This window comes from Sphingomonas sp. JUb134 (assembly GCF_004341505.2).
GTDB lineage: Bacteria > Pseudomonadota > Alphaproteobacteria > Sphingomonadales > Sphingomonadaceae > Sphingomonas.
Genome location: NZ_SLYP02000001.1, coordinates 884925 through 906559, shown reverse-complemented (window position 1 = coordinate 906559; position 21635 = coordinate 884925). Strand labels below are relative to the sequence as shown.

Annotated in this window: 22 protein-coding genes, 1 tRNA gene and 1 pseudogene; 12 read left to right on the top strand and 12 right to left on the bottom strand. The window is 66.6% G+C overall.

Features of this window, described 5'->3' with window-relative positions:
- Positions 1–3: 3 nt before the first annotated feature.
- Positions 4–432, top strand: a complete 429-nt coding sequence (locus tag EDF69_RS04255) for a CoA-binding protein (protein ID WP_132882326.1) — start codon at positions 4–6, stop codon at positions 430–432.
- 99 nt (positions 433–531) lie between these two features.
- Here the strand turns inward: EDF69_RS04255 and dapD are convergent, their stop codons facing one another.
- Both dapD and EDF69_RS04245 read right to left on the bottom strand, forming a co-directional pair.
- The gene (gene dapD, locus EDF69_RS04250; RefSeq protein ID WP_132882325.1) at positions 532–1353 is read right to left on the bottom strand and encodes a 2,3,4,5-tetrahydropyridine-2,6-dicarboxylate N-succinyltransferase; all 822 of its coding nucleotides are present in this window, start codon (positions 1351–1353) and stop codon (positions 532–534) included.
- Positions 1350–2015, bottom strand: a complete 666-nt coding sequence (locus EDF69_RS04245; RefSeq protein ID WP_132882324.1) for a pyrimidine 5'-nucleotidase — start codon at positions 2013–2015, stop codon at positions 1350–1352. The genes dapD and EDF69_RS04245 overlap by 4 nt, the downstream gene beginning before the upstream one ends.
- 95 nt (positions 2016–2110) lie before the next feature.
- On the opposite strand from EDF69_RS04245, the gene EDF69_RS04240 reads away from it, so the two are divergent.
- From EDF69_RS04240 to EDF69_RS04215, 6 genes are all read left to right on the top strand, one after another.
- The gene (locus EDF69_RS04240; RefSeq protein ID WP_125961342.1) at positions 2111–3109 is read left to right on the top strand and encodes an LLM class flavin-dependent oxidoreductase; all 999 of its coding nucleotides are present in this window, start codon (positions 2111–2113) and stop codon (positions 3107–3109) included.
- A gap of 42 nt (positions 3110–3151) precedes the next feature.
- A tRNA-Val gene (locus EDF69_RS04235) sits at positions 3152–3227 on the top strand.
- Positions 3228–3309: 82 nt separating this feature from the next.
- Entirely contained in the window at positions 3310–3486 is a 177-nt protein-coding gene (locus tag EDF69_RS04230) for a hypothetical protein (RefSeq protein WP_165284571.1), read from the top strand.
- A gap of 76 nt (positions 3487–3562) precedes the next feature.
- Positions 3563–4360, top strand: a complete 798-nt coding sequence (locus tag EDF69_RS04225) for an SDR family NAD(P)-dependent oxidoreductase (RefSeq protein ID WP_132882322.1) — start codon at positions 3563–3565, stop codon at positions 4358–4360.
- A 13-nt stretch (positions 4361–4373) separates the two neighbouring features.
- The gene (locus tag EDF69_RS04220; RefSeq protein WP_132882321.1) at positions 4374–4913 is read left to right on the top strand and encodes a hypothetical protein; all 540 of its coding nucleotides are present in this window, start codon (positions 4374–4376) and stop codon (positions 4911–4913) included.
- Between the two features lie 81 nt (positions 4914–4994).
- Complete coding sequence (locus EDF69_RS04215; RefSeq protein ID WP_125961239.1) at positions 4995–5300, top strand: hypothetical protein; 306 nt, start codon at positions 4995–4997, stop codon at positions 5298–5300.
- Positions 5301–5432: 132 nt separating this feature from the next.
- Here EDF69_RS04215 and EDF69_RS04210 read toward each other — a convergent pair whose 3' ends face one another.
- The 6 genes from EDF69_RS04210 to EDF69_RS04185 form a co-directional block, all read right to left on the bottom strand.
- A complete protein-coding gene (locus EDF69_RS04210) occupies positions 5433–5861 on the bottom strand; it encodes a hypothetical protein (protein WP_125961241.1) in 429 nt (142 codons plus the stop codon).
- Between the two features lie 207 nt (positions 5862–6068).
- Positions 6069–7391 carry a c-type cytochrome gene (locus EDF69_RS04205; protein ID WP_132882320.1) on the bottom strand — a complete coding sequence of 441 codons (1323 nt, stop codon included), beginning with the start codon at positions 7389–7391 and terminating at the stop codon, positions 6069–6071.
- A complete protein-coding gene (locus tag EDF69_RS04200) occupies positions 7388–9727 on the bottom strand; it encodes a xanthine dehydrogenase family protein molybdopterin-binding subunit (protein WP_132882319.1) in 2340 nt (779 codons plus the stop codon). The genes EDF69_RS04205 and EDF69_RS04200 overlap by 4 nt, the downstream gene beginning before the upstream one ends.
- Entirely contained in the window at positions 9727–10194 is a 468-nt protein-coding gene (locus tag EDF69_RS04195) for a (2Fe-2S)-binding protein (RefSeq protein ID WP_125961247.1), read from the bottom strand. Before EDF69_RS04195 ends, EDF69_RS04200 begins: the two co-directional genes overlap by 1 nt.
- Positions 10195–10281: 87 nt before the next feature.
- The gene (locus EDF69_RS04190; RefSeq protein WP_132882318.1) at positions 10282–10779 is read right to left on the bottom strand and encodes a DUF892 family protein; all 498 of its coding nucleotides are present in this window, start codon (positions 10777–10779) and stop codon (positions 10282–10284) included.
- Positions 10780–10879: 100 nt separating this feature from the next.
- The gene (locus EDF69_RS04185; protein WP_132882317.1) at positions 10880–12556 is read right to left on the bottom strand and encodes a sulfatase-like hydrolase/transferase; all 1677 of its coding nucleotides are present in this window, start codon (positions 12554–12556) and stop codon (positions 10880–10882) included.
- A gap of 329 nt (positions 12557–12885) precedes the next feature.
- Between EDF69_RS04185 and EDF69_RS04180 the strand changes: the two genes are divergently transcribed.
- The gene (locus EDF69_RS04180; protein WP_132882316.1) at positions 12886–13725 is read left to right on the top strand and encodes a transporter; all 840 of its coding nucleotides are present in this window, start codon (positions 12886–12888) and stop codon (positions 13723–13725) included.
- 302 nt (positions 13726–14027) lie between these two features.
- Here EDF69_RS04180 and EDF69_RS04175 read toward each other — a convergent pair whose 3' ends face one another.
- Both EDF69_RS04175 and EDF69_RS04170 read right to left on the bottom strand, forming a co-directional pair.
- On the bottom strand, positions 14028–14948 hold the full coding sequence (locus tag EDF69_RS04175) for a nucleotidyl transferase AbiEii/AbiGii toxin family protein (RefSeq protein WP_239555286.1): 921 nt from the start codon (positions 14946–14948) through the stop codon (positions 14028–14030).
- A complete protein-coding gene (locus EDF69_RS04170; RefSeq protein ID WP_239555284.1) occupies positions 14941–15687 on the bottom strand; it encodes a type IV toxin-antitoxin system AbiEi family antitoxin domain-containing protein in 747 nt (248 codons plus the stop codon). Before EDF69_RS04170 ends, EDF69_RS04175 begins: the two co-directional genes overlap by 8 nt.
- A gap of 225 nt (positions 15688–15912) precedes the next feature.
- Between EDF69_RS04170 and EDF69_RS04165 the strand changes: the two genes are divergently transcribed.
- Genes EDF69_RS04165 through EDF69_RS04155 form a run of 3 tightly spaced genes read left to right on the top strand, consistent with a single transcriptional unit; the run spans position 15913 to position 18906 of the window.
- The gene (locus EDF69_RS04165) at positions 15913–16170 is read left to right on the top strand and encodes a hypothetical protein (protein WP_132882314.1); all 258 of its coding nucleotides are present in this window, start codon (positions 15913–15915) and stop codon (positions 16168–16170) included.
- 18 nt (positions 16171–16188) lie between these two features.
- Positions 16189–18237, top strand: a complete 2049-nt coding sequence (locus EDF69_RS04160) for an HNH endonuclease signature motif containing protein (RefSeq protein ID WP_132882313.1) — start codon at positions 16189–16191, stop codon at positions 18235–18237.
- The gene (locus tag EDF69_RS04155) at positions 18238–18906 is read left to right on the top strand and encodes a tetratricopeptide repeat protein (protein ID WP_132882312.1); all 669 of its coding nucleotides are present in this window, start codon (positions 18238–18240) and stop codon (positions 18904–18906) included.
- On the opposite strand, the gene EDF69_RS04150 is transcribed toward EDF69_RS04155, so the two are convergent.
- Both EDF69_RS04150 and EDF69_RS04145 read right to left on the bottom strand, forming a co-directional pair.
- Positions 18889–19992, bottom strand: a complete 1104-nt coding sequence (locus EDF69_RS04150; protein ID WP_132884640.1) for an IS630 family transposase — start codon at positions 19990–19992, stop codon at positions 18889–18891. The two genes, EDF69_RS04155 and EDF69_RS04150, sit on opposite strands and share 18 nt — an antisense overlap.
- Positions 19993–20070: 78 nt before the next feature.
- A pseudogene (locus EDF69_RS04145) lies at positions 20071–20526 on the bottom strand (IS5 family transposase); the annotation flags it as partial.
- Positions 20527–20576: 50 nt separating this feature from the next.
- On the opposite strand from EDF69_RS04145, the gene EDF69_RS04140 reads away from it, so the two are divergent.
- On the top strand, positions 20577–21602 hold the full coding sequence (locus EDF69_RS04140) for an IS110 family transposase (protein ID WP_132884636.1): 1026 nt from the start codon (positions 20577–20579) through the stop codon (positions 21600–21602).
- The last annotated feature ends 33 nt before the right edge of the window (positions 21603–21635 follow it).

Here is a 21635-nt window from a genome sequence, read left to right as displayed (position 1 = left end):
CGCATGCCGCTGACCCGCGACGAGGACATCCGGACGCTTCTCGAAAACGCCCGCACCATCGCGCTGGTCGGCGCCTCCGATCGCCCCAGCCGGCCCTCCTATGGGGTCATGGCCTATCTCCAGGGCCACGGCTATCGCGTGATCCCGGTCAACCCGCAGATCACCGGCGAGCACGTCCACGGCGAGTTCGTCTTCCGCGAGCTCGCCCAGATCGGCGAGCCGATCGACATCGTCGACATCTTCCGCAACTCGAACGCCGCCGGCGACGCGGTGGACGAGGCGATCGCCGTCGGCGCTAAGGCAGTCTGGATGCAGCTCGGCGTCATCAACGAAGCCGCCGCCGCCCGCGCCGAGGCCGCCGGGCTTCAAGTGGTGATGAACGCCTGCCCGGCGATCGAAATTCCCAGGCTGGGTCTGCCGCGGATCGCCTGAAACCTGCGCCGACCGTGCTCCTGCGCAGGCAGGAGCCTAGGGCCACACAGCGCAACGCCCGGTACCCTGTGCTCCTGCCTGCGCAGGAGCACAACGACCTCAATCCCGCAGCAGCTCGTTGATCCCCGTCTTCGCGCGCGTGCTCTCGTCCACCCGCTTGATGATCACCGCGCAGTACAGCGCCGGCTTGCCCTCGCCACCGCCGAGCGACCCGGGCACCACCACCGCATACGGCGGCACTTCACCCATCGTCACCTCGCCGGTCGCGCGATCGACGATCTTGGTCGACTTGCCCAGGTACACGCCCATCGACAGCACCGCACCCTCGCCCACGCGCACGCCCTCGGCCACTTCCGCGCGCGCGCCGATGAAGGCGCCGTCGCCGATGATCACCGGGTCCGCCTGCAGCGGCTCCAGCACGCCGCCGATGCCCGCACCGCCCGACAGATGCACGTTCTTGCCGATCTGCGCGCAGCTGCCGACCGTCGCCCAGGTGTCGACCATCGTCCCCTCGCCGACATAGGCGCCGATGTTGACGAAGCTCGGCATCAGGATCGCGCCCTTGCCGACGAACGCACCCTGGCGCACGACGCTGCCCGGCACCGCACGGAAGCCGGCGTCGCGGAAGCGCGCCTCGTCCCAGCCCTGGAACTTCGACGGCACCTTGTCGAACCAGTTGGCGCCGCCCGGGCCCTCCATCACCGCATTGTCGTTCAGCCGGAACGACAGCAGCACCGCCTTCTTCAGCCACTGGTTGACGCGCCAGCCCCCCTGCCCGTCCGGCTCGGCGACGCGCGCAGTGCCGGCATCCAGCTGCGCGAGCGCCTCGGTCACCGCCTCGCGCGCCGCGCCGGTGGTGGACAGGCCCAGGTTCGCGCGATCGTCCCAGGCGGCGTCGATGGTGGTTTGCAGGTCGGTCACGCGGATGTCTCCAGGATGGTGTCGAGCCAGTCGCCCAGGTCGGCGACCGTATAGTCGATGAAGCTGCGGTCGGCGCCCGGCCCCTGTTCGGAGCCGTTGTCGATCCACACGGTGGTCATGCCGATCGCCTTGGCCGGCTTGAGATTGCGGGCAAGATCCTCGACGAACAGCGCCGTCGTCGGATCGATCGCATAGGCGTCGCACAGCCCCTGATAGGCGAGCGGGTCGGGCTTCGGCCGGTATTGCGTCGCATGCACGTCGTGCACCGCCTCGAACGTCTCGGCCAGGCCGATGCGATCCAGCACCCGCGCCGCGTAGCTGGCGTCACCGTTGGTGAAGACCAGCTTGCGGCCCGGCAGCGCGCCGATCCGCGCCGCCAGCCCCAGATCCTCCAGCACGTCCATCTCCACGTCGTGGACATAGTCCAGGAAATGGTGCGGGTCGGTACCGTGCTCGGCCATCAGCCCGGCGAGCGTCATGCCATGGGCATGGTAGTATTGCTTCTGCAGCGTGCGCGCCGCGGCCGGCTCCATCCCCAGATGCTCGGCGATATAGGCCGTCATCCGCGCGTCGATCGCCGGGAACAGGCTCACGCTCGCCGGATAGAGCGTGTTGTCCAGATCGAAGATCCAGGTGCGGATGGGGGCGAGCGCGGGGGTCATGGACGGCGCCCGTTTAGGCACCGGCCCTCCGCCGGGCAAGCCGCTGCATCGGCCGCATGGTTGGCGTGCGGCACCTGCGTCCCCATCTCTGGTCCATGACCGATTATTCGCTGCTCGACCTGGTTCCGATCGTCGCCGGTGGCGACGCGGGCACCGCCCTCGCCAACGCCGCCGATCTCGCCGCCCATGCCGAGGGACTCGGCTACAAGCGCTACTGGGTCGCCGAACACCATGGCATGCCCGGCATCGCCAGCGCCGCCACCGCGGTCGTGATCGGCCATGTCGCCGCCGCCACCCGCACCATCCGCGTGGGCGCAGGCGGCATCATGCTTCCCAACCACGCGCCCCTCACCATCGCCGAGCAGTTCGGCACCCTCGACGCGCTGTTCCCCGGCCGCATCGACCTCGGCCTCGGCCGCGCGCCCGGCTCCGACCAGCGCGTCGCCCGTGCGCTCCGCCGTACGCTCGACAGCGATCCCAACGCCTTCCCGCAGGACGTGATGGAGCTGCAGAGCTACTTCGCGGCCGACGGTCGCACCGGCATCGAGGCGGTTCCCGGCGGCGGTGCCAACGTGCCGCTGTGGATTCTCGGCTCCAGCCTGTTCGGCGCGCAGCTCGCCGCTGCACTCGGCCTGCCCTATGCCTTTGCCTCGCACTTCGCGCCGGCAGCCCTCGACCAGGCGCTCGCCATCTACCGCCGCGACTTCCGCCCCTCGGCCCAGCTCGACAAGCCCTACGCCATGGCCGCGTTCAACGTGCTCGCCGCCGACACCGACGAGGAAGCCCGCTTCCTCGCCAGCTCGACCGAGCAGTCGTTCGTCGCCATCCGCACCGGCAACGCCATCCAGATGCCGCCGCCGGTCGCCAACTACCGCGACTCGATCGGCCCGCAGGGCTCCGCGATCCTCGACCAGGTGCTCGAATGCTCGGCGATCGGCGGCCCCGACACCGTCGAGCGCGGCCTCGCTGCCTTCCTGGAGCGGACCAAGGTGGACGAGGTGATGATCACCGGCGCCATGTACGACCCCGCCGACCGCCGCCGCAGCACCCGCATCGCCGCGGAGGCGATGCAGCGCCTGAACGCCCGCGGCTGACCCTTGCAGCCGGCACGCCATTCGCGTACCGGCACGGCCACCGGGCGCTTAGCTCAGTTGGTAGAGCATCTCGTTTACACCGAGAGGGTCGGCGGTTCGAGCCCGTCAGCGCCCACCATGCGTCGATCCGGCGCATCCCCGGACCTCCCCGCGCCGCCGCCCGGCTTGGCCGCGTTCCCTTCCCTGGCTATCCCCGGCGCATGATTGCGGTCGGATGCCTGTCGCTTGTCGTTCTGCCGCTGCTCGGGCTGGTGCTCGGCGGCCTCGTCGCGGGGCCGGATGGCGCAACTTGGGGGGCGGTCGCGGGGCTGGTCGTGGCGATCGCGATCAGCGGCGTCATGGGCTATGCGCTGGTGAAGATCGGCCGCCGCCGCTAGCGCCCGCCGACGGGGTGCGCAGCCTTTCGCCCCCTCGCCCGTTCCTGGATGCGCCCCGCATCAAGGACACCGCCCGATGACAGACACCGCCCCCCGTCCCTTCGCCGTCGTGACCGGCGGCTCCAACGGCATCGGCCTCGAACTCGCCCGCCAGTTCGGCGAGAACGGCTACGACCTGCTGATCGCCGCCCAGGACGAAGCCCATCTGCACGCCGCCGCGGCCGAACTCGCCGGCACCGGTGCGCGGGTCGACATCCACGCCGGCGATCTCGGCCAGGAGCAGGCGGTCGACGCCCTGTATCGCGCCATCGCCGCCACCGGCCGCCCGGTCGACGTGCTGTGCGTCAACGCCGGCATCGGGCTCGGCGGCCCGTTCGTGGAGACCGACCTCCAGACCGAGCTCCAGATGATCGACCTCAACGTCCGCGGCGCGGTGCAGCTCACCAAGCTCGTGCTCAAGGACATGGTCGCGCGCGACAGCGGCAAGCTGCTCTTCACCTCCTCCATCTCCGCGACCATGCCCGACCCGTTCGAGGCGGTGTACGGCGGCACCAAGGTCTTCCTGCGCTGGTTCGGGGAAGCGCTGCGCAACGAGCTGAAGGACACCGGCATCACCGTCACCGTGCTGATGCCGAGCATGACGGAAACCAACTTCTTCCACCGCGCCGACATGGACGACACCCGCGCCGGTCAGGCGAACAAGGACGATCCTGCCGTCGTCGCCAAGGCGGGGTTCGATGCGCTGATGGCCAGCAAGGACAAGGTGCTGCCGACGCTCAAGAACAAGGTGCTGGGCGCGATCGCCGACGCGCTGCCCGACCGGGCCGCCGCACAGGCCCATCGCGGCCTGTCGGAGCCGGGCTCCGCCGGCTGACCGCGGCGCGCCCATGGCCCGCGCCGCCAAGCTCAAGGTGTTCCGCACCCCCATCGGCTTCCACGACGCCTATGTCGCCGCGCCCAGCCAGAAGGCGGCGCTGGAAGCCTGGGGCAGCGACCACGACCTGTTCGCGCGCGGCGTCGCCGAACGGGTCGAGGATCCCGAGCTCACCCGCGAGCCGCTGGCGAACCCCGGCACGGTCATCCGCCGCCTGCGCGGCACCACCGCCGAGCAGATCGCCGCCCTTCCCAAGGACCCGCCCCGCCGGGCACGACCCGCGGACGAGGCGGAGAAGCCCGCCCGCGCGCCCAAGGCCAAGCCAAAACCCAAGCCCGACCGCACGCCGCTGCGCGAGGCGGAGCAGGCCGTGGCCGACGCCGAAGCCCGCCACGCCGAGGAGCAGGAAGCGCTCGCCCGGCGCGAAGCCGAGCTCGCGCGCGAACGCCGCGCCCTGGAGAAGCGCCAGGCGGCCGAGCAGGCACGGCTCGAACGCCTGCGGGACCAGGAACGCGATCGCTATGATCGCGCCATCCGCGACTGGCGCGGCTGAAACGCATTTCGTCCGGCTTGCGGGAACAGCGCCGCCCCCGCGTGGTTGGTCTGCCGGACGATCGAAGTGGAGCGCACATCCGTGACCGACAAGAGAACCGGCATCCCCCTGGATCGCGAGGGCAATTCCGACCAGCAGGCGCAGGGCGTCTCGGGCTTCCGCGGCGAGCGCGGCGGCGATCCCTCGGCCGGGCATCCGGAACAGCGCCGCACCGTGGCGACCGAGGACGGCGCGATCGTGGTGGAGGAAAGCTCCGGCACCAGCTTCGCCGAGGCTCGCGGCACCGGCCAGCGCGCGCCGCAGGCGTCGGAGGCGGGCACGCCCGAGACGGACGCACGCAACCTGCCGCCCGAAGCGCCGGAGGACGATCCCGACCGGATCGCCTGATCGGCGCCGCCGCGGAGAACCCGCAATGCCGGGGAAGACCCCGCTCTTCCCGGGCGACGTACCCCTTTCGGCCCCCACCGAACCCCTCGGGCCAGCGCTTCTTCCCGGACGCGCTGGCCTTTTCTTTGTTCGTTACGGGCGCGGCCTTGAAGCATCTCCAGATGCCGGCGCGGTCGCTTGCTGCGCCGCCTGCGCACGCTCCGGGGACCGGCTCGACTGCGAGTAGATCTCCATGCTGAGGAATCCGGCAGCGGCACCGATCATCGCCATCGCGACCTGAACGTCCAACCTGCTGCGGCGCAGGACAGCCTTGCGATGGAAGATCCCGTCGATCAGCCGGACGTTGCCGCCGACCGCGGTCAATGCCGCCAAGCCGAAGAAGACCACCGAAATCCACACCGACCCCGGCGCCCCTTGGAGCAGGCTTCCGATCAGCGTGATGGCCAGTCCCGCCCCGGCCACGCTGACGGTCGCGAGCTGGTCCAGCAATTTGGACTGGAGCTCATAGGCCAGATCCGGCGACACCTCGGCCGGCCGTTCCTGGCTGACCTCCTCCGCCAATTCTCGGTCCGATCGTCGAAGCAAGCGCCGCACCGTCTTCCCCCCAACCGCACGCAGACCGTCTGATCTATGGCCTGGGGTGGTCGATCCGTACAGATGCTGTGCTTCATCCTCGGCAAGAGCGAGCCGCGCCCCCGCTCGAATCCTGCCTTCAGGGCCAAAGGGGGCAGGAACGAGCCCCGCCCCCCTGATGCCCGCGTGGCGTCGCTACTCCCCTTCGCGCCGGGCCTTGGCCACACGCTCGGGCGTCACGGTCGCGGCCTTGCCGCCAAAGTGGCGCAGCACATAGTTGGCCACCGCCGCGATCTCGGCATCGTCATAGGCGCGGCCGAACGAGGGCATCGACGCCCCGCCCTGCGGCGTGCGGATCTCCGAACCATGGAGGATCACCTGGACCAGGTTGGTCGCCTCGGGATCGTTCACCGTCTGCGCCCCGCGCAGTTCGCCATAGGGGCTGTGCGTCCCGGACCCGTCCCAGCCGTGGCAGCTGGCGCAGGCGCCTTCGAAGATGCGCAGCCCGACGGCGTCCGGACCCACTTCCGCGCGTGCCGGCGCGAACGGGGTGGAGGCGGCCATCAGCGGCGGGTTCGGGTTGACCTTGGACCCCGGCGTGCCGGGCCTGGGCGGAATGGTCTTCAGATACACCGCCATCGCGCGCAGGTCCTGCGGGGTCAGCCGGCTCAGACTCAGGCTCACCGCCTCGCCCATCGATCCGGCCGCAGCCCCGCGGCCCGGCGTGTGCCCGGTCGCCAGGTAGCGCGTGATCTCCTCCACGGACCAGTCGCCGATCCCCGTCTCGGGATCGCTGGTGAGGTTGTACGCCTTCCACCCCTGGGTCGTCGCACCCGCGAACTTCTGCCCGCTCTTGAGGCCATACAGCAGGTTGCGCGGCGTGTGGCACTCGGCGCAGTGGCCGGCGCCCTCCACCAGATAGGCGCCCCGGTTCCATTCGGCCGACTGGTTCGGGTCCGGCCGCAGCGGCTGCTTGGGCATGAACAGCAGCTTCCACGCGCGCATCAGATAGCGCTGGTTGAACGGGAAGGAGAGCTGGTTGACCGCCACCGCCTGGTTCACCGGCCGCAGCGTGTTGAGGTACGCGCGGATCGCGAGCACGTCGTCGGTGCTCATGTGGGTATAGGCGGTATAGGGAAACGCCGGATACAGCTGCTGCCCGTCGTTGCGCACGCCGTGGCGTACCGCGCGCACGAACTCGGCATCGCTCCACGCGCCGATGCCGTTCTTGGGATCGGGCGTGATGTTCGACGAATAGATGGTGCCGAACGGCAGCTTGAACGCCAGACCGCCGGCAAAGGGCTCGCCGTTCGGTGTCGAGTGGCAGGCGACGCAGTCGGCGGCGGTGGCGAGGTAGCGCCCCTTCTCCACCAGGGCGCGGCCGGTCGGCTGGGCGGGGCTCGGCGCCACCGCCTCCAGCTTGGCGGGCCAGGCGAAGAAGGCGATCGCAGCCACCAGCAGCAGGCCGGCGACGATCAGCGCGACCAGGCCGAAACGCCTGAGGCGAGAGCCCTTCATGCCGCGCCTCCCGTGTCGCTACCCCAGGCGAGCGCTGCCGCGCCCAGCCCCAGCGCCACCGCGGGCGGCGCGATCACGCGCTTGTGCGCGTCCTTCTCCATCAGCGCCGCGCGGTCGATCGGCAGCCGCCGCAGCCGGATGCCGGTCGCCGCGAAGATCGCATTGGCGAGCGCGGGCGCCGCCGACACGGTGCCCGCCTCGCCCACGCCGCCGGGATCGTCGGTGCTCTGGACGATGTGCACCTCGAACGGCGGCGTCTCGTTGATCCGCAGCTGGCGATAGTCGTTGAAGTTGCTCTGCTCGACCTGGCCTTCCTTGATGGTGATCGCATTGTAGAGCGCCGCCGAAAGGCCGAACAGCACGCCGCCCTCGATCTGCGCCTGGACGCTGTTGGGGTTCACCACCTGGCCGCAGTCGATCACCGCCACCAGTCGGCGCAGCCGCACCTCGCCCGCCGGGGTCACATGCGCCTCGCACACCAATGCCAGGTGGCTGCCGAAGCTGTCGTGCAGCGATACCCCGCGCCCGGTGCGCGGCGGCAGCGGCTTGCCCCACCCGGCCCGGCGCGCCGCCATCTCCAGCACCCGGTGCGAGCGCGGATTGTCCTTCAGCATCGCCAGCCGATATTCCACCGGATCGCGCCCCACCGAATGCGCGCATTCGTCCAGGAAGCTCTCCACCACATGGACGTTGTGGGCCGGGCCCACGCCGCGCCACCAGTTTACCTTGATCGGCGGGTCGCGCCGGATCCAGTCCACCCGCACCGCCGGGATCGAATAAGGCGTCCGGTCCGCGCCCTCGACCGCGTCGGTGTCGAGCGTCCCGTCCGGAAGCCCGGTCGGCAGGTAGCTGCCCAGCACCGATCCGCCGGTGATCCGGTCGGTCATCACCTTCACCAGCCCGTCCGGGCCGAGCCCGGCGGCGATGCGGTCGTAATAGGCCGGGCGGAACAGGTCGTGGCGGATGTCCTGCTCGCGCGTCTGCACCACCTTGAGCGGATAGGGCACCTGGCGCGCGAACTGCACCGCCTGGGTGACGCTTTCGGCCACCAGCCGCCGGCCGAAGCCGCCGCCGATCAGGTGGTTGTGCACCATCACCCGCTCGGGCGGGATGCCCAGCACCTTGGCGGCCGCACCCTGCACCGCGGTCGGCGCCTGGGTGCCGACCCAGATGTCGCAGCCGTCCGGGCGCACATGCACCGTGGTGTTCATCGGCTCCATGGTGGCGTGCGCCAGGAACGGCAGCTCGTACACCGCCTCCACCCGGCTGTGCGCGTCGTCCATCGCCTTGTCGGCGTCGCCCAGCTCGCGGCCCAGGATCGGCTTGCCGTTCTCGGACGCATGCTTCAGGTCGGCGAGGATCCGCTCGCTCGACACCTTCTCGTGGCCCGCGAAGTCCCAGCGCAGCTCCAGCTGCTCCAGCCCCTTCTTGGCCGCCCAGAAATGGTCGGCGACCACCGCCACCGCATTGTCGATGCGCAGCACGTCGACCACGCCCGGTACGGTGCGCGCGCCGCGGTCCTCCATCGATCGGAGCCGCCCTCCCTGGGCCGGGCAGATCTCCATCACCGCCACCTTCATGTCCGGCACCTTCACGTCGATGCCGAACACCGCCGTTCCGTTGACCTTGGACGGCGTGTCCACCCGCTGCAGCGATCGCCCGATCAGCTTGAACTGGCCCGGCTGCTTGAGCGGCACGTTCTTGGGCACCGGCTGGTTGCGCACCGCCTGCACCAGCGCGCCATAGGGCAGCGACTGGCCGTTGGCGCGGCAATAGACGCGGCCCTGGTCGGCAAAGCAGGTGTCGGGCGCGACGTTCCAGCGCTGGGCGGCGGCCGCGATCAACATGGTGCGCGCGGCCGCACCCGCCTGGCGCAGCGGACCCCAGGCGCCGCGGGTGGAAGTCGATCCGCCGGTCGCCTGGCTCTTCAGGATCGGCTGGCTGTAGAGCAGCTCGTTGGGCGGTGCCGGCACCACCTCCACCTGCTCGAGTGTGACTTCCAGTTCCTCGGCCAGCAGCATCGCCTCGCCGGTGTAGATGCCCTGCCCCATCTCGGTCGACGGGATGATGAAGGTGATCTTGCCCTCAGGCGGGATGCGGATGAAGCCGCCCGGCGCAAAGCCGTCGAAGGCGGCGCCGCTTTCCGGCCCGCCGGGCGTGATCGCGCGCAGCGAGGGCTCCTCGCCCTGGCTCTGCGCCGCCGCCTTGCCCGCGCGCGCCAGCACGGCGAACCCGAACATGAACGTGCCCGCCTTCAGGAACCGGCGGCGGGAGGCGACGCTCAGGTCCTCGGGCTCCAGCACGCCATAGGCGGGCCGGCCGACAGGGCCATGCATCAGACGGTCTCCGCCGGCAGCCCGGCCGCCCGCTTGATGGCGGCGCGGATGCGGGGATAGGTGGCGCAGCGACAGATGTTGCCCGACATGGCCGCATCGATCGCGGCATCATCCGGCGCCGGGTTGCGCCCCAGCAGCGCCGCTGCCGACATGATCTGGCCGGACTGGCAATAGCCGCACTGGACGACCTCGACGCCCAGCCACGCCTCCTGCACCTTGCGGCCAATCTCGGTCTCGCCCACCGCCTCGACGGTGGTGACCGCCCGGTTGCCGACGGCGGAGACCGGCAGCACGCAGCTGCGCGCCGGCTTGCCGTCGACATGCACCGTGCAGGCGCCGCACTGGGCGATGCCGCAGCCGAACTTGGTGCCGGTCAGGCCAACCACGTCGCGCAGCACCCACAGCAGCGGCATGTCGGGCGGCACGTCGACCTCGCGTGCCTCGCCATTGATCAGGATCGTCGTCACTCGTGTCTCCGCATCGCGCCGCCTGTTCCGCGGCACGCAATGCGGCGAGCGCTACGCCCGCGCTTCCGCGCCGTGCAACAACCCAGGTCAGCCTTCCTGCAGCGCCTCTTCGTTGATCTCGGCGTCGGCGATCGCGGTCAGGTCCTCGTCAGTCTGCGATTCTTCCTGCAGCGTCTCGTCGAGCAGCGCCACGGCATCCTTCAGGCCGAGCACGCCGGCCCAACGCTTGAGCGTGCCATAGCGGGTGATCTCGTAATGCTCGACGGCCTGGGCCGCCGCCAGCAGCCCCGCGTCCAGCGCCGGAGTATCCTTATACTCCTCCATGATCTCCTCGCCCTCGGCCAGGATGCCCTCGATCGCGTCGCAGGTCTTGCCGCGCGGGGCCTTGCCGATGATTTCGAACACCTGCTGCAGGCGCTCGATCTGGCCTTCGGTCTGCTCCTTGTGCTTCTCGAACGCGGCCTTGAGCGCCTCCGACTGCGCCGCCCGCTTCATCTTGGGCAGCGACTTCAGGATCTTGCGCTCGGCGTAGTAGATGTCCTTGAGCGTGTCGTGAAACAGGGTGTCCAGGGTCTTTTGCGCCACGGCTTGGTCCTCCAGCTGGTCCGACTGAAACCGCACGGCCCCGGGAAGGTTCCTGCTCCCCCGCGCCCGGCGGTGATCCGCAGGCGAGGCACAGCAACCCTCACTCGATCACCAGCCGGACATCCCAGCTCTGCAGGCCGCTCATGGGCAGGAAACTGCCGTCGTCGCGGCCGATCTCGCGCGCGATGATCGCGTTCAGCTTCGCGTTCAGCGCCTCGATCAGGTCCAGATGCGCGTCGCCGTCCGCCGCCAGGTTGCGCAATTCCCCCGGATCCTCGACCGTGTCGAACAGCTCCAGGTCGTTGTAGGACGTCAGCGCCTCGACCGTCTCCGGGATGTTGTGCTGCCGCAGCGAGAAGTAGCGCGCGAACTTGTAGCGGCCGTCGTAGAGGCAGCGGATGCCGGATCTCTTGGTCAGGTCCATCGGCACCTTGCCGATCGCCAGCTGCTTCCCTTCTGCGGTCAGCGCGTCACTTCGCCGGATCGCCTGGACTTTCCCGAGGTAATCGCCGTCGGCATAGGTGAACATGCTGAAGCAATAGAGACTGTCCGCCCGGATCGCGTCGACGGGCGCGGCTTCCGGTTGCGACAGGAGCGGGGAGAAATCCACGCCCTGCCGCTTGCCCAGGATGGCGTCGCGCTGCTCGGCGGCAAGGCCGGTCAGCGCCAGCAGCGTCGGCGCCACGTCCAAGTGGCAAGTCAGCGCCTCGCATGCCGATCCGCCCGGATAGGCCGGGTGCGCCACGATCATCGGCACGTTGATCTGCTCGCGGTAGACCGACGATCCCTTGCCATGCATGCCATGCGAGCCGCCGAGTTCACCGTGGTCGGAGGTGAAGACCACGATGGTGCTCTCCGTGAGTCCCAGGCTGTCGAGCTCGTCCAGCACGCGCGCGACATGACGGTCGCTGTCGCGGATGCAGTTGAAATAATAATCCTGCAGCTTGCGCCAGCGGCGGTCCTCGTCCGCGAAGTCGCCGACCAGCGCCGCGCGGGCGCGCTGGTACTCCGCATGGGCCTGCGGACGCCCCGGCTCGTCGAACCGCTGGTGGCGGCTGGCGGGCAGCGGGACGTCGGCCCACTCCGCCTTGTAAAGCTCGTTCTCCGGCGGTTGCGCCGGGTTCATCGAGACGCCGCCCTCGTTGATCGCGCCCGTCCACTGGACCTGCTCGTCCGGCCGATCGGTGTCGATGAACATGACGTCGTGCGGATTGACCAGGTTGAGCGCGAGGAACCAGTTGCGCCCCGCCCGGCGCAGCGTCTGGCCGGTGCCGCGAAGCCAGTTCACCGTCTGGGCGGCGATGATCTCGTCGTACAGATAGCCGCCCTGCGACCAGCCGATCGCATCGCCGATGCCGTGATAGTCGCTGAACCCGTACCGCTCCATCACCTGGGCGAGCTTGGGTTCGGTGTGGATGCCCCCTTCGAACGCGGCGGTCAGGTGCCATTTGCCCTTGTAGACGGCGTAATAGCCCGCCTGCCGCATCATCGACCCCAGCGTGCCGAGCGCCGGATCGAGGTCGTTGGTCATCCATGGCAGGCCGAAGTTGTCGAACATGCCCGTCGCCGGCATGTGCCACCCCGTGTAGAGCACTGAGCGGGAGGACGTGCAGACGTTGGAGCAGTTCTGGTGCCGGTTGAAGCTGGTGCCCGCGCGGATCAGCCGCTCGCGCGCCGGCACCGGGAACGGATAGCGGCCGAAATGCCGCTCCTGATCGACCACCACCAGCAGGATGTTGTAGCCGCTGGGAGGGGAGGCGGGCGGATGGATCGTCATGAGCGCTCCGATGCCAGGGGCGCGCTCCCGGCTGGCGGAGCGGCGCCCGGGGGAAGAAGATCCACCGCAACCCGACGTCTTCCTTCCGCCGCCTCGCCGGTGGTTTTTTGTGTACGACGCACGCCCCGGCCAGCCGAGGCGGCTGCCCCGCGCGACGGGGGCGGTGCGAAGCTGAAGCAGCCGGGCGGCCCCGGTTATCGGGTGTTTTCACCAAATGTCGGGCGAGCAACCCCCAGCTAGCCAGGCCGGAACGCGCCGCGATACACCCGATGCCGTCCGGGCCGGCGACCTGCGCCGCGCCTCTTCGACCCTGCGGGTGGAGTTGCATCGTGACGCTGCATTGCGCATCCTGGCTCGGTTCGATGGTCGCCGCCGCGGCGCTGGCGACGCTGGGCTGCACCGCCGCCCACGCGCAGGATCAGGACCAGGACCACCCCTCCACCGACATCGACGAACTGGCCCGCAGGGTCTCGAATCCCGCGTCCTTCATGATCAGCGTTCCGGTCCATTCGGAACTCAGCATCGGCGGCGACGAGACCGGCAACTCCCAGCACTATCTGCTGGACGTGGAGCCGGTGCTGCCGTTCCGGCTGACTGCGGACTGGAACCTCATCTCGCACACCGACTTCCCGCTCGCCTATGCCGATCCGGCGGGGCCGCGCGGGGGCGTCTTCGGGCTCGGCGACATCAACCAGACGATCTCCTTCACGCCGGCGAACCACAAGGGATTCATCTGGGCGGTCGGCCCGCAGGTCAGCCTGCCCACCGCCACCAGCAGCAAGCTCGGCTCGGGCAAGCTTGCGATGGGGCCGTCGGTATTGCTGCTGAGGCAGAGCGCGACGATGACCTTCGGCCTCTCCGCCGATCACCTCTGGTCGGTCGCGGGCAAGGACGACCGCGAGGATATCAGCGCCACCGAAGTGCAGCCCTTCGTCGCCTGGCACATCGGGCAAGGCCGCACGATTTCGACCAACGTCGACGTCGGCTACGACTGGAAACACAAGCAGTGGGAGCTGCCGGTCTCGCTTTCCTATTCCAAGGTGCTGAAGATCGGCCAGCAGGCGCTGAGCATGTCGATCGGCGGAAAATACTGGCTGGAAAGCCCGACGGGCGGATCCGATTTCGGCCTGAGGATCGGCGCCGTCCTGCTGTTTCCGCAGAAGCGCTGAGTCAGGCCGGCCACTCGCTGAGCAGGACGCGGCCAGAAGAACAGCCGGTCGTCCGGCGAGTATGTGAGGGGCCCGAAGCCGGACCTTCCCGGACGCACGTAGCGCCAGAAAGTGGTGCCAGAAGAGGACTCGAAAACTCGCATATTTCCCGCAGAAAACCGCCATTTTTTTGATAGCCGCAACGAGGTGATACCATCGCCGATACCCTTACCCATTTTTTGTCGATGCGGTTCGAGTCCTTCGAAGAGTTTGAGGGGAGAGATAGTGCGATCAGCAAGATGATTCGGGGGGCGCGCGGAGCGTTATGACAGCGACTTCTTCAGGGCGTTGAGAACCGCCTCGTGGCGCTCCGGACTCACCTCACGAAATTTGCGGATGTTCATCAGTTTGAACTGCGGCGCGGGCAACTCGGCCAGCACTGCGATGGGGAAACGGCTCCAGTCGGGATCGCCAGCCTCGAAGGACAGGAGAAAGGCACGGTCATCGTCGGTGATCGAGCCGCGAAGCGCGCTGACCAGGCGCTCGAGCGTTGCCTGGTGATCGTCATAGCTGAAAGGCTCGAAGGGCATCCCTTCGAACTGGGACCGAAAGGTCTCGCGCTGATCCTTTCGCGCTGGATCGACGAGTTCGGCGATCGGGCGGCCGTGGCTGACAAAACCGGCGATCGCGCCAAGGCGAACCTCCTCGCTCAGGCCTTCCTGATCGAGCAGGCGCTTGACGTCGAACAGGTCGCGGGGATGCTGGCGGTCGAGCGCGGCGCAGATCTTTCCGCCGAACAACTCGCCGTGTGACACGCATCGCGCCTCCACGAAGGCTTCGAATTGCTCCTGCACCTGGTCGGAGCAGGCCAAGTCGCGCACAGGCAACAGATGGCCGCGGAGGGAAGGATTGACCTCAATCTTCACCTGGGTGCGGACGCGCTGGCAATTGAGCTTCACCTCCATGCCCTCACCGCCCTGTCGCGCCTGAGTGACACGGGTCGGTGCCAGTCGCCGCTCGATCTCGCCACCTACCCGCGCCAACGCCTCGCCGATTGCGGCGAGCGACTCTTTTCGGTCGTGGTTTGGCAGATAGGTAAGGTCGATATCGACCGACAGGCGCGGCAGATCCCATTCGAAGAGGTTGATGGCGGTGCCGCCCTTGAGCGCGAAGACTGGCTCCGCCATCACCAGCGGCAGGATATCGAGGAGCAGCCGAACTTGGTCGCGATAAGGCTCAGCCATGATCGACCAACTCCCTAGGGAGCAGCAGCTGATATTTTGCGACATAGCGACCGTTCGGTACGAGGCTGCGATCGCCGGTCCCGAGATCGATTCCGTCAAGGTTGAGATGACGCATCACCGGCAGGTTGGCGCGCTCCGCAAGGTAGAGGAACAGCCTTCGCACCTTGATCGAGGTGCATTGCTCCAGCAGGCTCTGCATGAGCTTTGGCCGTATCGAGGTCATGCTTTCGATGATCATTCCGGCCTCGACGAGGTCGAACTCCTTCGGGGCGAGATGCAGCAGTTCCAGGGCGGCGCGTTCCACGCCGGATGTCTGCAACCCAAAGCCTTCGGGCGTCTGCTGCTCTGTCAGCCCTAGGTCCGGAGGCAGGAGCTTGGTCTGGACATGCCGCACGCCATCTCCCCAATGGGTTCTGAACCAGAGCGGCAGCGCGACGTTGAGCGGGGAGAACAGATAAGCCTTGGTGTTGGCGAACCGGACATAATGGCTGTTCCCCGACATCTCGAGTGCGGTCAGCGCCCCTACGTGGACGGGTAGTCGCAACTGGGCCTGCAGGCTGTACAGCGCGCCTCGCCAGGTCACCGTCTCCATCGGGCGCTTGAAAGCGCCGCGGCCGAGCGACACCAGCCAGCGCGACGAGGTGTAGTTCTGAAGATCCTGAGGCGTTATTCCGAGGGTCTTGAGATGGGCGGTGGTCGCGACGCTGTGCGGCTCCCACGCGTCGAGCAGCGACCTCAATTTTTCTGATCGTGATAAGCTCACGGTATATTAATGGCACATTTTTCACTGAAAGCCAAGGCTGGCCTCGAAATCTATGCCTCATCCAAATTCGTGATATATCACAAACATATATTTCAATGTTGGCGCTACGAGAATTGTCGACTGAAAAACGGGCTTGTGGGCCCTTCCCCCTTCATTTCGTTCAATTTATGTTCTACTATGTGAGCTCGATGGAGAACACAAATGTACGAAGTTTTCGACAGTTTCTGCAAATTGCCGACCTGGGACACATCGCACGCACTCGATGAGCGGCGATTCCGGGCTGCTCTCAGTGACGTCGTGCATCTTTCAGACTTTTCTCCTGAAGAGATGGGCCGCTACATCCAGCTGAATCACGCAGAGCCAATCTGGCCGAAGACCGCCGCGCAGCTCGATACGGTCATCGATCGGCTCATGGAGTATGCGACGGCTGAACAAAATCGTGTCCGCTGCCGCGTCTAGCTGGCTATCGGCTGCGTGATGAGTTCGTCCATCTTGGATGTCAGGGAGGCAAGCCTCCACCTCAAGATCACGCCCGAATTGCTGTTCCATTACGTCAGATACGGCGCGAAGGGACGTGATGGCGGAAAGCTTCCGACTGCCGACGGTTTGGCCGCCTCGCGATTCAGCAAGGACGCGCTCGAAGCTTACGACGCCTACCTCCGGGAGCCATGGCCCTCACCTGACGGCACTCGGGCGCCGATACCCAAGGGTGTGCGTGATTATCTCAAGATCGAAGCTGGCGGAATGTGCGCGCGCTGCGGAGAAGGTGCACCGCTCCACGACGCGCATATTGTCGACTGGGAAACCAGTCGATCGAACCATCATCACAATCTGCTTCGGTTGTGCGGCAACTGCCATGGAAAATACGATACCGGCGCCATCCTACGCAGCGAGATCGAGCGCATTAAGGCTGACGCGATCGCTCGCGTGCAAAGACGCATAGCCGGGACCCGCCGATCCTATTGGCCCATTGCTGCCGCGCCGCCGATGACGCCGCAGTTCCTTGGTCGCGACGCGGAACTGTCGGAAGCGGTCGACGCTCTCCGCTCGGGTGAAAGCTTGTCGATCTTGGGCATGGGCGGCATTGGGAAGACCCAGCTCGCCCTGCATGCTCTGCGGACTGCCGTTGATGAGCGCCCCATCGTCTGGATCGGCGTGGATATCCTCGGCGGCTCGTCCACCGTGGCAGATGCGCTCGTCGCCCAAGCCCGAGGAGCCGGCATCGAGTTCGAGAATGGAAGGCCTCTCCTCGACGAGGCTCGTGCGTGCGTGGTGTTCGATGGGATCGAGCGTCTGGGCCGAGACCAGGACGAGGTAGCCGATCTGCTTGAACGCTTGCTCGCGGACTGCACCGATAAACTGATCCTCGTCACCTCGCAGGTGAGTGTTCCTTGGTTACGGTTCGATCGGGAGTTACGGCTCGGTCCGCTGGATGAGGAAGCATCGATTGACCTGCTTGACGCCGATGCCGGCGGCAGCTCGCTTCAGCCGGCCACGAGGAAATTGCTGCAGTTTGCCGACGGGCATCCTCTGACGCTTCGCATCCTGGCTGCTCTGATCCGTCACTTCGGCGGCACCCACGGCGTTGTCGAACGGCTGGAGCGTCTCGGCGCCGAGGCCGTTTCCGTGCCGCGGCGCCGACAGCATTCGGAACGGACATCGTTGGTTCACTGTCTCGACCTGGCCTATTCACTCCTGAGTGTCGCGGAGCGTCGGTTGCTGTGGCTAGTGGCTATGAGTCCAGGCGGTTTGCGCCCCGGCTTCCACGATATGAGTCGACTCGTCGGCAGTGAACCGGTGGAGGCCGCGGCGGAACTCCACGCCTGGAATCTGATCGACATGGTCTTCGATGATGCCTTTGAGCCGGGCTCGCCGGCACGCGTCGTCCTTTCCATGCTGGCACCGAGCCGCGCTTTCGTCATGTTCGCGGTCCAGCGTGAGCCGCTGGAAGGAATGGCGGACCTGCAAATCGCGTTCTGCGAGAATGTGACAGTTCTGGTGTGGTTCATTCAGAACGAACTCCTGAAAGGGGGCGAAGTCGAAGCTGGCAAAGCTCTGATGGAGCGGGAACTTCCGAATGCGATCGCAGCGTTCGACTTGGCTGCCGACTATGTCGGAAACCACCCCCAGTTCCTGGACGTGGTTATGGGCCTCGCGAATGCCACCATGATGATCTTCTTTACTTCGGGCCGGTTCGAGGCCGGACAGTTGATCATGAAGCGCGCGAGTGCGACCGCAGCTAGGCTCGGGTCGCTCAGCGACTCGATCCAGTTCCTGCATCAGATGCAGGTCCTCGCCGAGAGAGCCTTCAATCGGGAAGCAGCAGCGTTCGCTCTGGCAGAGGCGGAGAGGATTGGCCGTGGTGCCGAGGGAGAGCCGCTCGCGCTGCTACGCCTGCTTCAAGCGTCGGCTGCGGAAGTCGATGGCGACCACCAGCGGGCCATCACGCTCGCGCGCGAAAGCTACGACACGCTCCAAAGGCTGAACGGACCGGAAGGCGAATGGGTTCGGAGTGCCGGTTTTTAATTGGCCAGGGCGCTGGAGTTCAGCGGTCGGCCTGCAGAAGCGCTTCCGTTTTACGTCAGCGCATTGGAAATCGTGGAAGCGGAAGGCGATCCGATCAATCGCGGTTCCATCCTCCATCATATCGGAAATTGCGAGGCTTATGCCGGACGATGGCAGGCCGCGATGCATGCTTATCGGAAGGCTGCGGAGCAATTCGTCGAACTGGAAGCTGTGGAGTTCATCAGCAACGCGCTCGGCGAGGCCGGTACGCTTGTCCCGCAGCTCGATCCACTGATCGGACTCCCCGGCCAGACGATCATTATCGCGGGTCTCGACGATATCGTCGAGCAGATCGGACTTCTCCTGTCGAAGGAGATGTTCGGTGGCAGGAATCCGCGTGTGACGTTTCGAAAGTTCGGGGGCATCATCTCCCTCGCGCTTCACACCGGCAATCGCGATTTGCTGCGCAGCACGGCCGACGAGATGTACCATCGGTTCATACAGCCGTTGGACAAGAATATTGATGACAGACCAGACTGGTTCCAGATTCTGATCTTCCATATCCAGTGGATGATCCGTTTCCTCCAGTTCCTATCATTCGGTGTCGACCGCGAGCGCTCGCTCTCGCCAAGCGAATTCTTCGTTCTGGCACAACTCGCTAGTCACCTGAATCTAAAGTTCGCCGCATAACGTACGGTCTGCGGCTTGGCAGAAGCGCTTTACGGAGGCGAGTATCTCGTCGGCGGACTTGGTCCATCGGTAGGGCTTCGGGTTCTCGTTGTGGCGCTCGATGAAGGCACGGATGTCCTGCTCGAGCTGATTGGTGGAGGTATGGACGCCGCGGCGCAGTTGCTTGCGGGTAAGTTCGGCAAACCAGCGCTCGACCTGGTTGATCCACGAAGCCGAAGTCGGCGTGAAATGCACATGATAGTGCGGCCTGCGGGCGAGCCAGGCCCGGACGAGCGCGGTTTTGTGGGTCGCGTAATTGTCCATGATGATGTGGACATCGAGATCGGGCGGCACCTGGGCGTCGATCTGCTTAAGGAAGTCCAGAAACTCGGCGGCGCGATGACGCTTGTAGCATTTGCCGATCACGAACCCCGAAGCGATGTCGAGCGCTGCGAACAGCGAGGTCGTGCCGTGACGGACGTAACTGTGAGTGCGCCGCTCGGGTACTCCTGGCATCATCGGCAGGACCGGCTGCTCTCGATCGAGCGCCTGGATCTGGCTCTTCTCGTCGACGCTGAGCACCAACGCGCGGTTAGGCGGGGAGAGATAGAGCCCGACAATGTCGCGGACCTTTTCCACGAACAGGGGATCGCTCGACAGCTTGAACGTCTCCGACCGATGCGGTTGCAGCCCAAAGGCCGACCAGATGCGCCGGATCGTCGTGTGGGAGAAGCCGGTCGCACCCGCCATCGAGCGTATCGACCAGTGGGTCGCGTCAGTTGGCGTGGAGCGGAGTGTGCGCTCGATCACGGCAGCAACCTGATCATCGTCGATCGTTCTCGGTCGTCCGGGCCGAGCCTCGTCCATCAGTCCCTCAACTCGGTCCTTCAGGAAGCGCCGTCGCCACTTACCGACTGTGTGCTCGTGCACGCCCAACTCAGCAGCGACAACCTTGCTCTGAATACCGTCCGCACAGCGAAGGATAATACGGCACCGCTCCGACATCGAGCGAGACACCCGCCGCCGGCGAACCTGCCGCTCCAGATAGTCCCGCTCCTCCGCCTCCAACACCAGAGGCATCGTCGGTCGGCCGCCCGCGTTCGCCATGCCAAGCTCCTCATCAGCGGAGCCAGCATACAATGCGACTTACTTCAGTTCCAGGTGACTAGGGTCAGGACTCGTTGATTACAGCCAGAAGATGACGGTGGCAGCGAGGGCGATGGCGGAGAAGAAGGCGGTCGGGCAGCGGTCGTAGCGGGTTGCGACGCGTCGCCAGTCCTTGAGGCGGCCGAACATGATCTCGATGCGGCTGCGGCGTCGATAGCGGCGCTTGTCGTACCTGACCGGCTCGTTGCGGGACCGCCGCCCTGGGATGCAGGGTTGGATGCCCTTGGCCTGGAGCGCATCCCTGAACCAGTCGGCGTCGTAGCCGCGGTCACCTAGCAGCCACTGAGCCTTCGGCAGGTCGTCCAGCAACGCGGCCGCCCCGGTGTAATCGCTGACCTGCCCGGCGGTCATAAAGAAGCTCAAGGGGCGTCCGTTCGCATCGGCTACGGCATGGAGCTTGGTGTTCATGCCGCCCTTGGTGCGTCCGATCAGGCGGCCAAGGCCCCCCTTTATGGATGGCTCGCCCCTTATCTGAACCGTTGTTGCTTCACGACAGCGGGTCGTTTGCGGAAGGAGCGAAGGTCATGGACATTTCTGTGCTCGGGATCGATCTTGGCAAGAACAGCTGCAGCGTGGTTGGGCTGGACGCAATTGGCAAGGTTGTCGTCCGCCGACGAATGCGGCGCGAGACAGTCATCACCTACGCGGCGACCTTGCCGGCCTGCGTTGTGGCGATGGAGGCCTGCTGCGGTGCGCATCACATGGGACGTGCCTTGGCGCGACAAGGCCATGCGGTACGATTGATGTCGCCGGAATACGTCCGCCCTTACGTCAAGGCGCAGAAAAACGATGATCGTGATGCCGAGGCGATCGCCGAGGCGGCGACACGGCCGACTATGCGGTTTGTCGAGCTAAAGACCGAGGAGCAACTCGACATGCAGACGCTCCATCGTATCCGTGACCAGCTTGTCGGAGACCGCACCTCCCTGATGAACCAGATCAGGAGCCTCCTCCTCGAACGCGGTTACATCGTCCCACAGGGGCGTGCAAAGCTTGCCCTTCGGCTGGGTGAGATGCTGGATGGTGACGAACCGGTACTCGGCTCCCGCATTCACCGGCTGGTGAGCGACATGCGCCTGCGCTGGAGCGCGCTCGACGAACGGATCGCAGATCTCGATGCCGAGTTCACCGATGCGGCTCGGGCGGATGAACGGACACGGCGATTGCTGACCATTCCCGGCATCGGTGCGCTTAATGCCACTGCGCTGGTGGCAGCGATCGGGGATGCCCGGACCTTCGGGCGCGGGCGCGACCTTGCCGCATGGCTGGGCTTGGTGCCGCGGCAGGCAACGACCGGAGGCAAGCCGCGGTTGCTCGGTATCACCAAACGTGGGAGCCGTTACCTGCGCAAGAACCTGATCCAAGGTGCGCGTGCGTCCCTGCCGGTCATGAGCAAGAGCGATACGCGACTTGGCGCCTGGCTGCGCGGTCTCCTCTCACGTTCTCATCACAACACCGTCGTGGTGGCATTGGCCGCCAAGATGGCGCGTATCGTGTGGGCGCTGCTGCGACACGAGCGCACCTACGATCCGGTTGCACAAGCAGCCTGAACAAGCTCGGCCGGCGCGCCTTGCGCCAGCTAA

Coding starts and splice junctions, on each gene's coding strand:
- EDF69_RS04140 (WP_132884636.1), top strand. CDS start 20,577: ATGGACATTTCTGTGCTCGGGATCGATCTTGGCAAGAACAGCTGCAGC.
- EDF69_RS04220 (WP_132882321.1), top strand. CDS start 4,374: ATGGCCCGCGCCGCCAAGCTCAAGGTGTTCCGCACCCCCATCGGCTTC.
- EDF69_RS04185 (WP_132882317.1), bottom strand. CDS start 12,556: ATGACGATCCATCCGCCCGCCTCCCCTCCCAGCGGCTACAACATCCTG.
- EDF69_RS04225 (WP_132882322.1), top strand. CDS start 3,563: ATGACAGACACCGCCCCCCGTCCCTTCGCCGTCGTGACCGGCGGCTCC.
- EDF69_RS04175 (WP_239555286.1), bottom strand. CDS start 14,948: ATGGCTGAGCCTTATCGCGACCAAGTTCGGCTGCTCCTCGATATCCTG.
- EDF69_RS04150 (WP_132884640.1), bottom strand. CDS start 19,992: ATGGCGAACGCGGGCGGCCGACCGACGATGCCTCTGGTGTTGGAGGCG.
- EDF69_RS04165 (WP_132882314.1), top strand. CDS start 15,913: ATGTACGAAGTTTTCGACAGTTTCTGCAAATTGCCGACCTGGGACACA.
- EDF69_RS04200 (WP_132882319.1), bottom strand. CDS start 9,727: ATGCATGGCCCTGTCGGCCGGCCCGCCTATGGCGTGCTGGAGCCCGAG.
- EDF69_RS04245 (WP_132882324.1), bottom strand. CDS start 2,015: ATGACCCCCGCGCTCGCCCCCATCCGCACCTGGATCTTCGATCTGGAC.
- EDF69_RS04160 (WP_132882313.1), top strand. CDS start 16,189: ATGAGTTCGTCCATCTTGGATGTCAGGGAGGCAAGCCTCCACCTCAAG.
- EDF69_RS04205 (WP_132882320.1), bottom strand. CDS start 7,391: ATGAAGGGCTCTCGCCTCAGGCGTTTCGGCCTGGTCGCGCTGATCGTC.
- EDF69_RS04230 (WP_165284571.1), top strand. CDS start 3,310: ATGATTGCGGTCGGATGCCTGTCGCTTGTCGTTCTGCCGCTGCTCGGG.
- EDF69_RS04255 (WP_132882326.1), top strand. CDS start 4: ATGCCGCTGACCCGCGACGAGGACATCCGGACGCTTCTCGAAAACGCC.
- EDF69_RS04240 (WP_125961342.1), top strand. CDS start 2,111: ATGACCGATTATTCGCTGCTCGACCTGGTTCCGATCGTCGCCGGTGGC.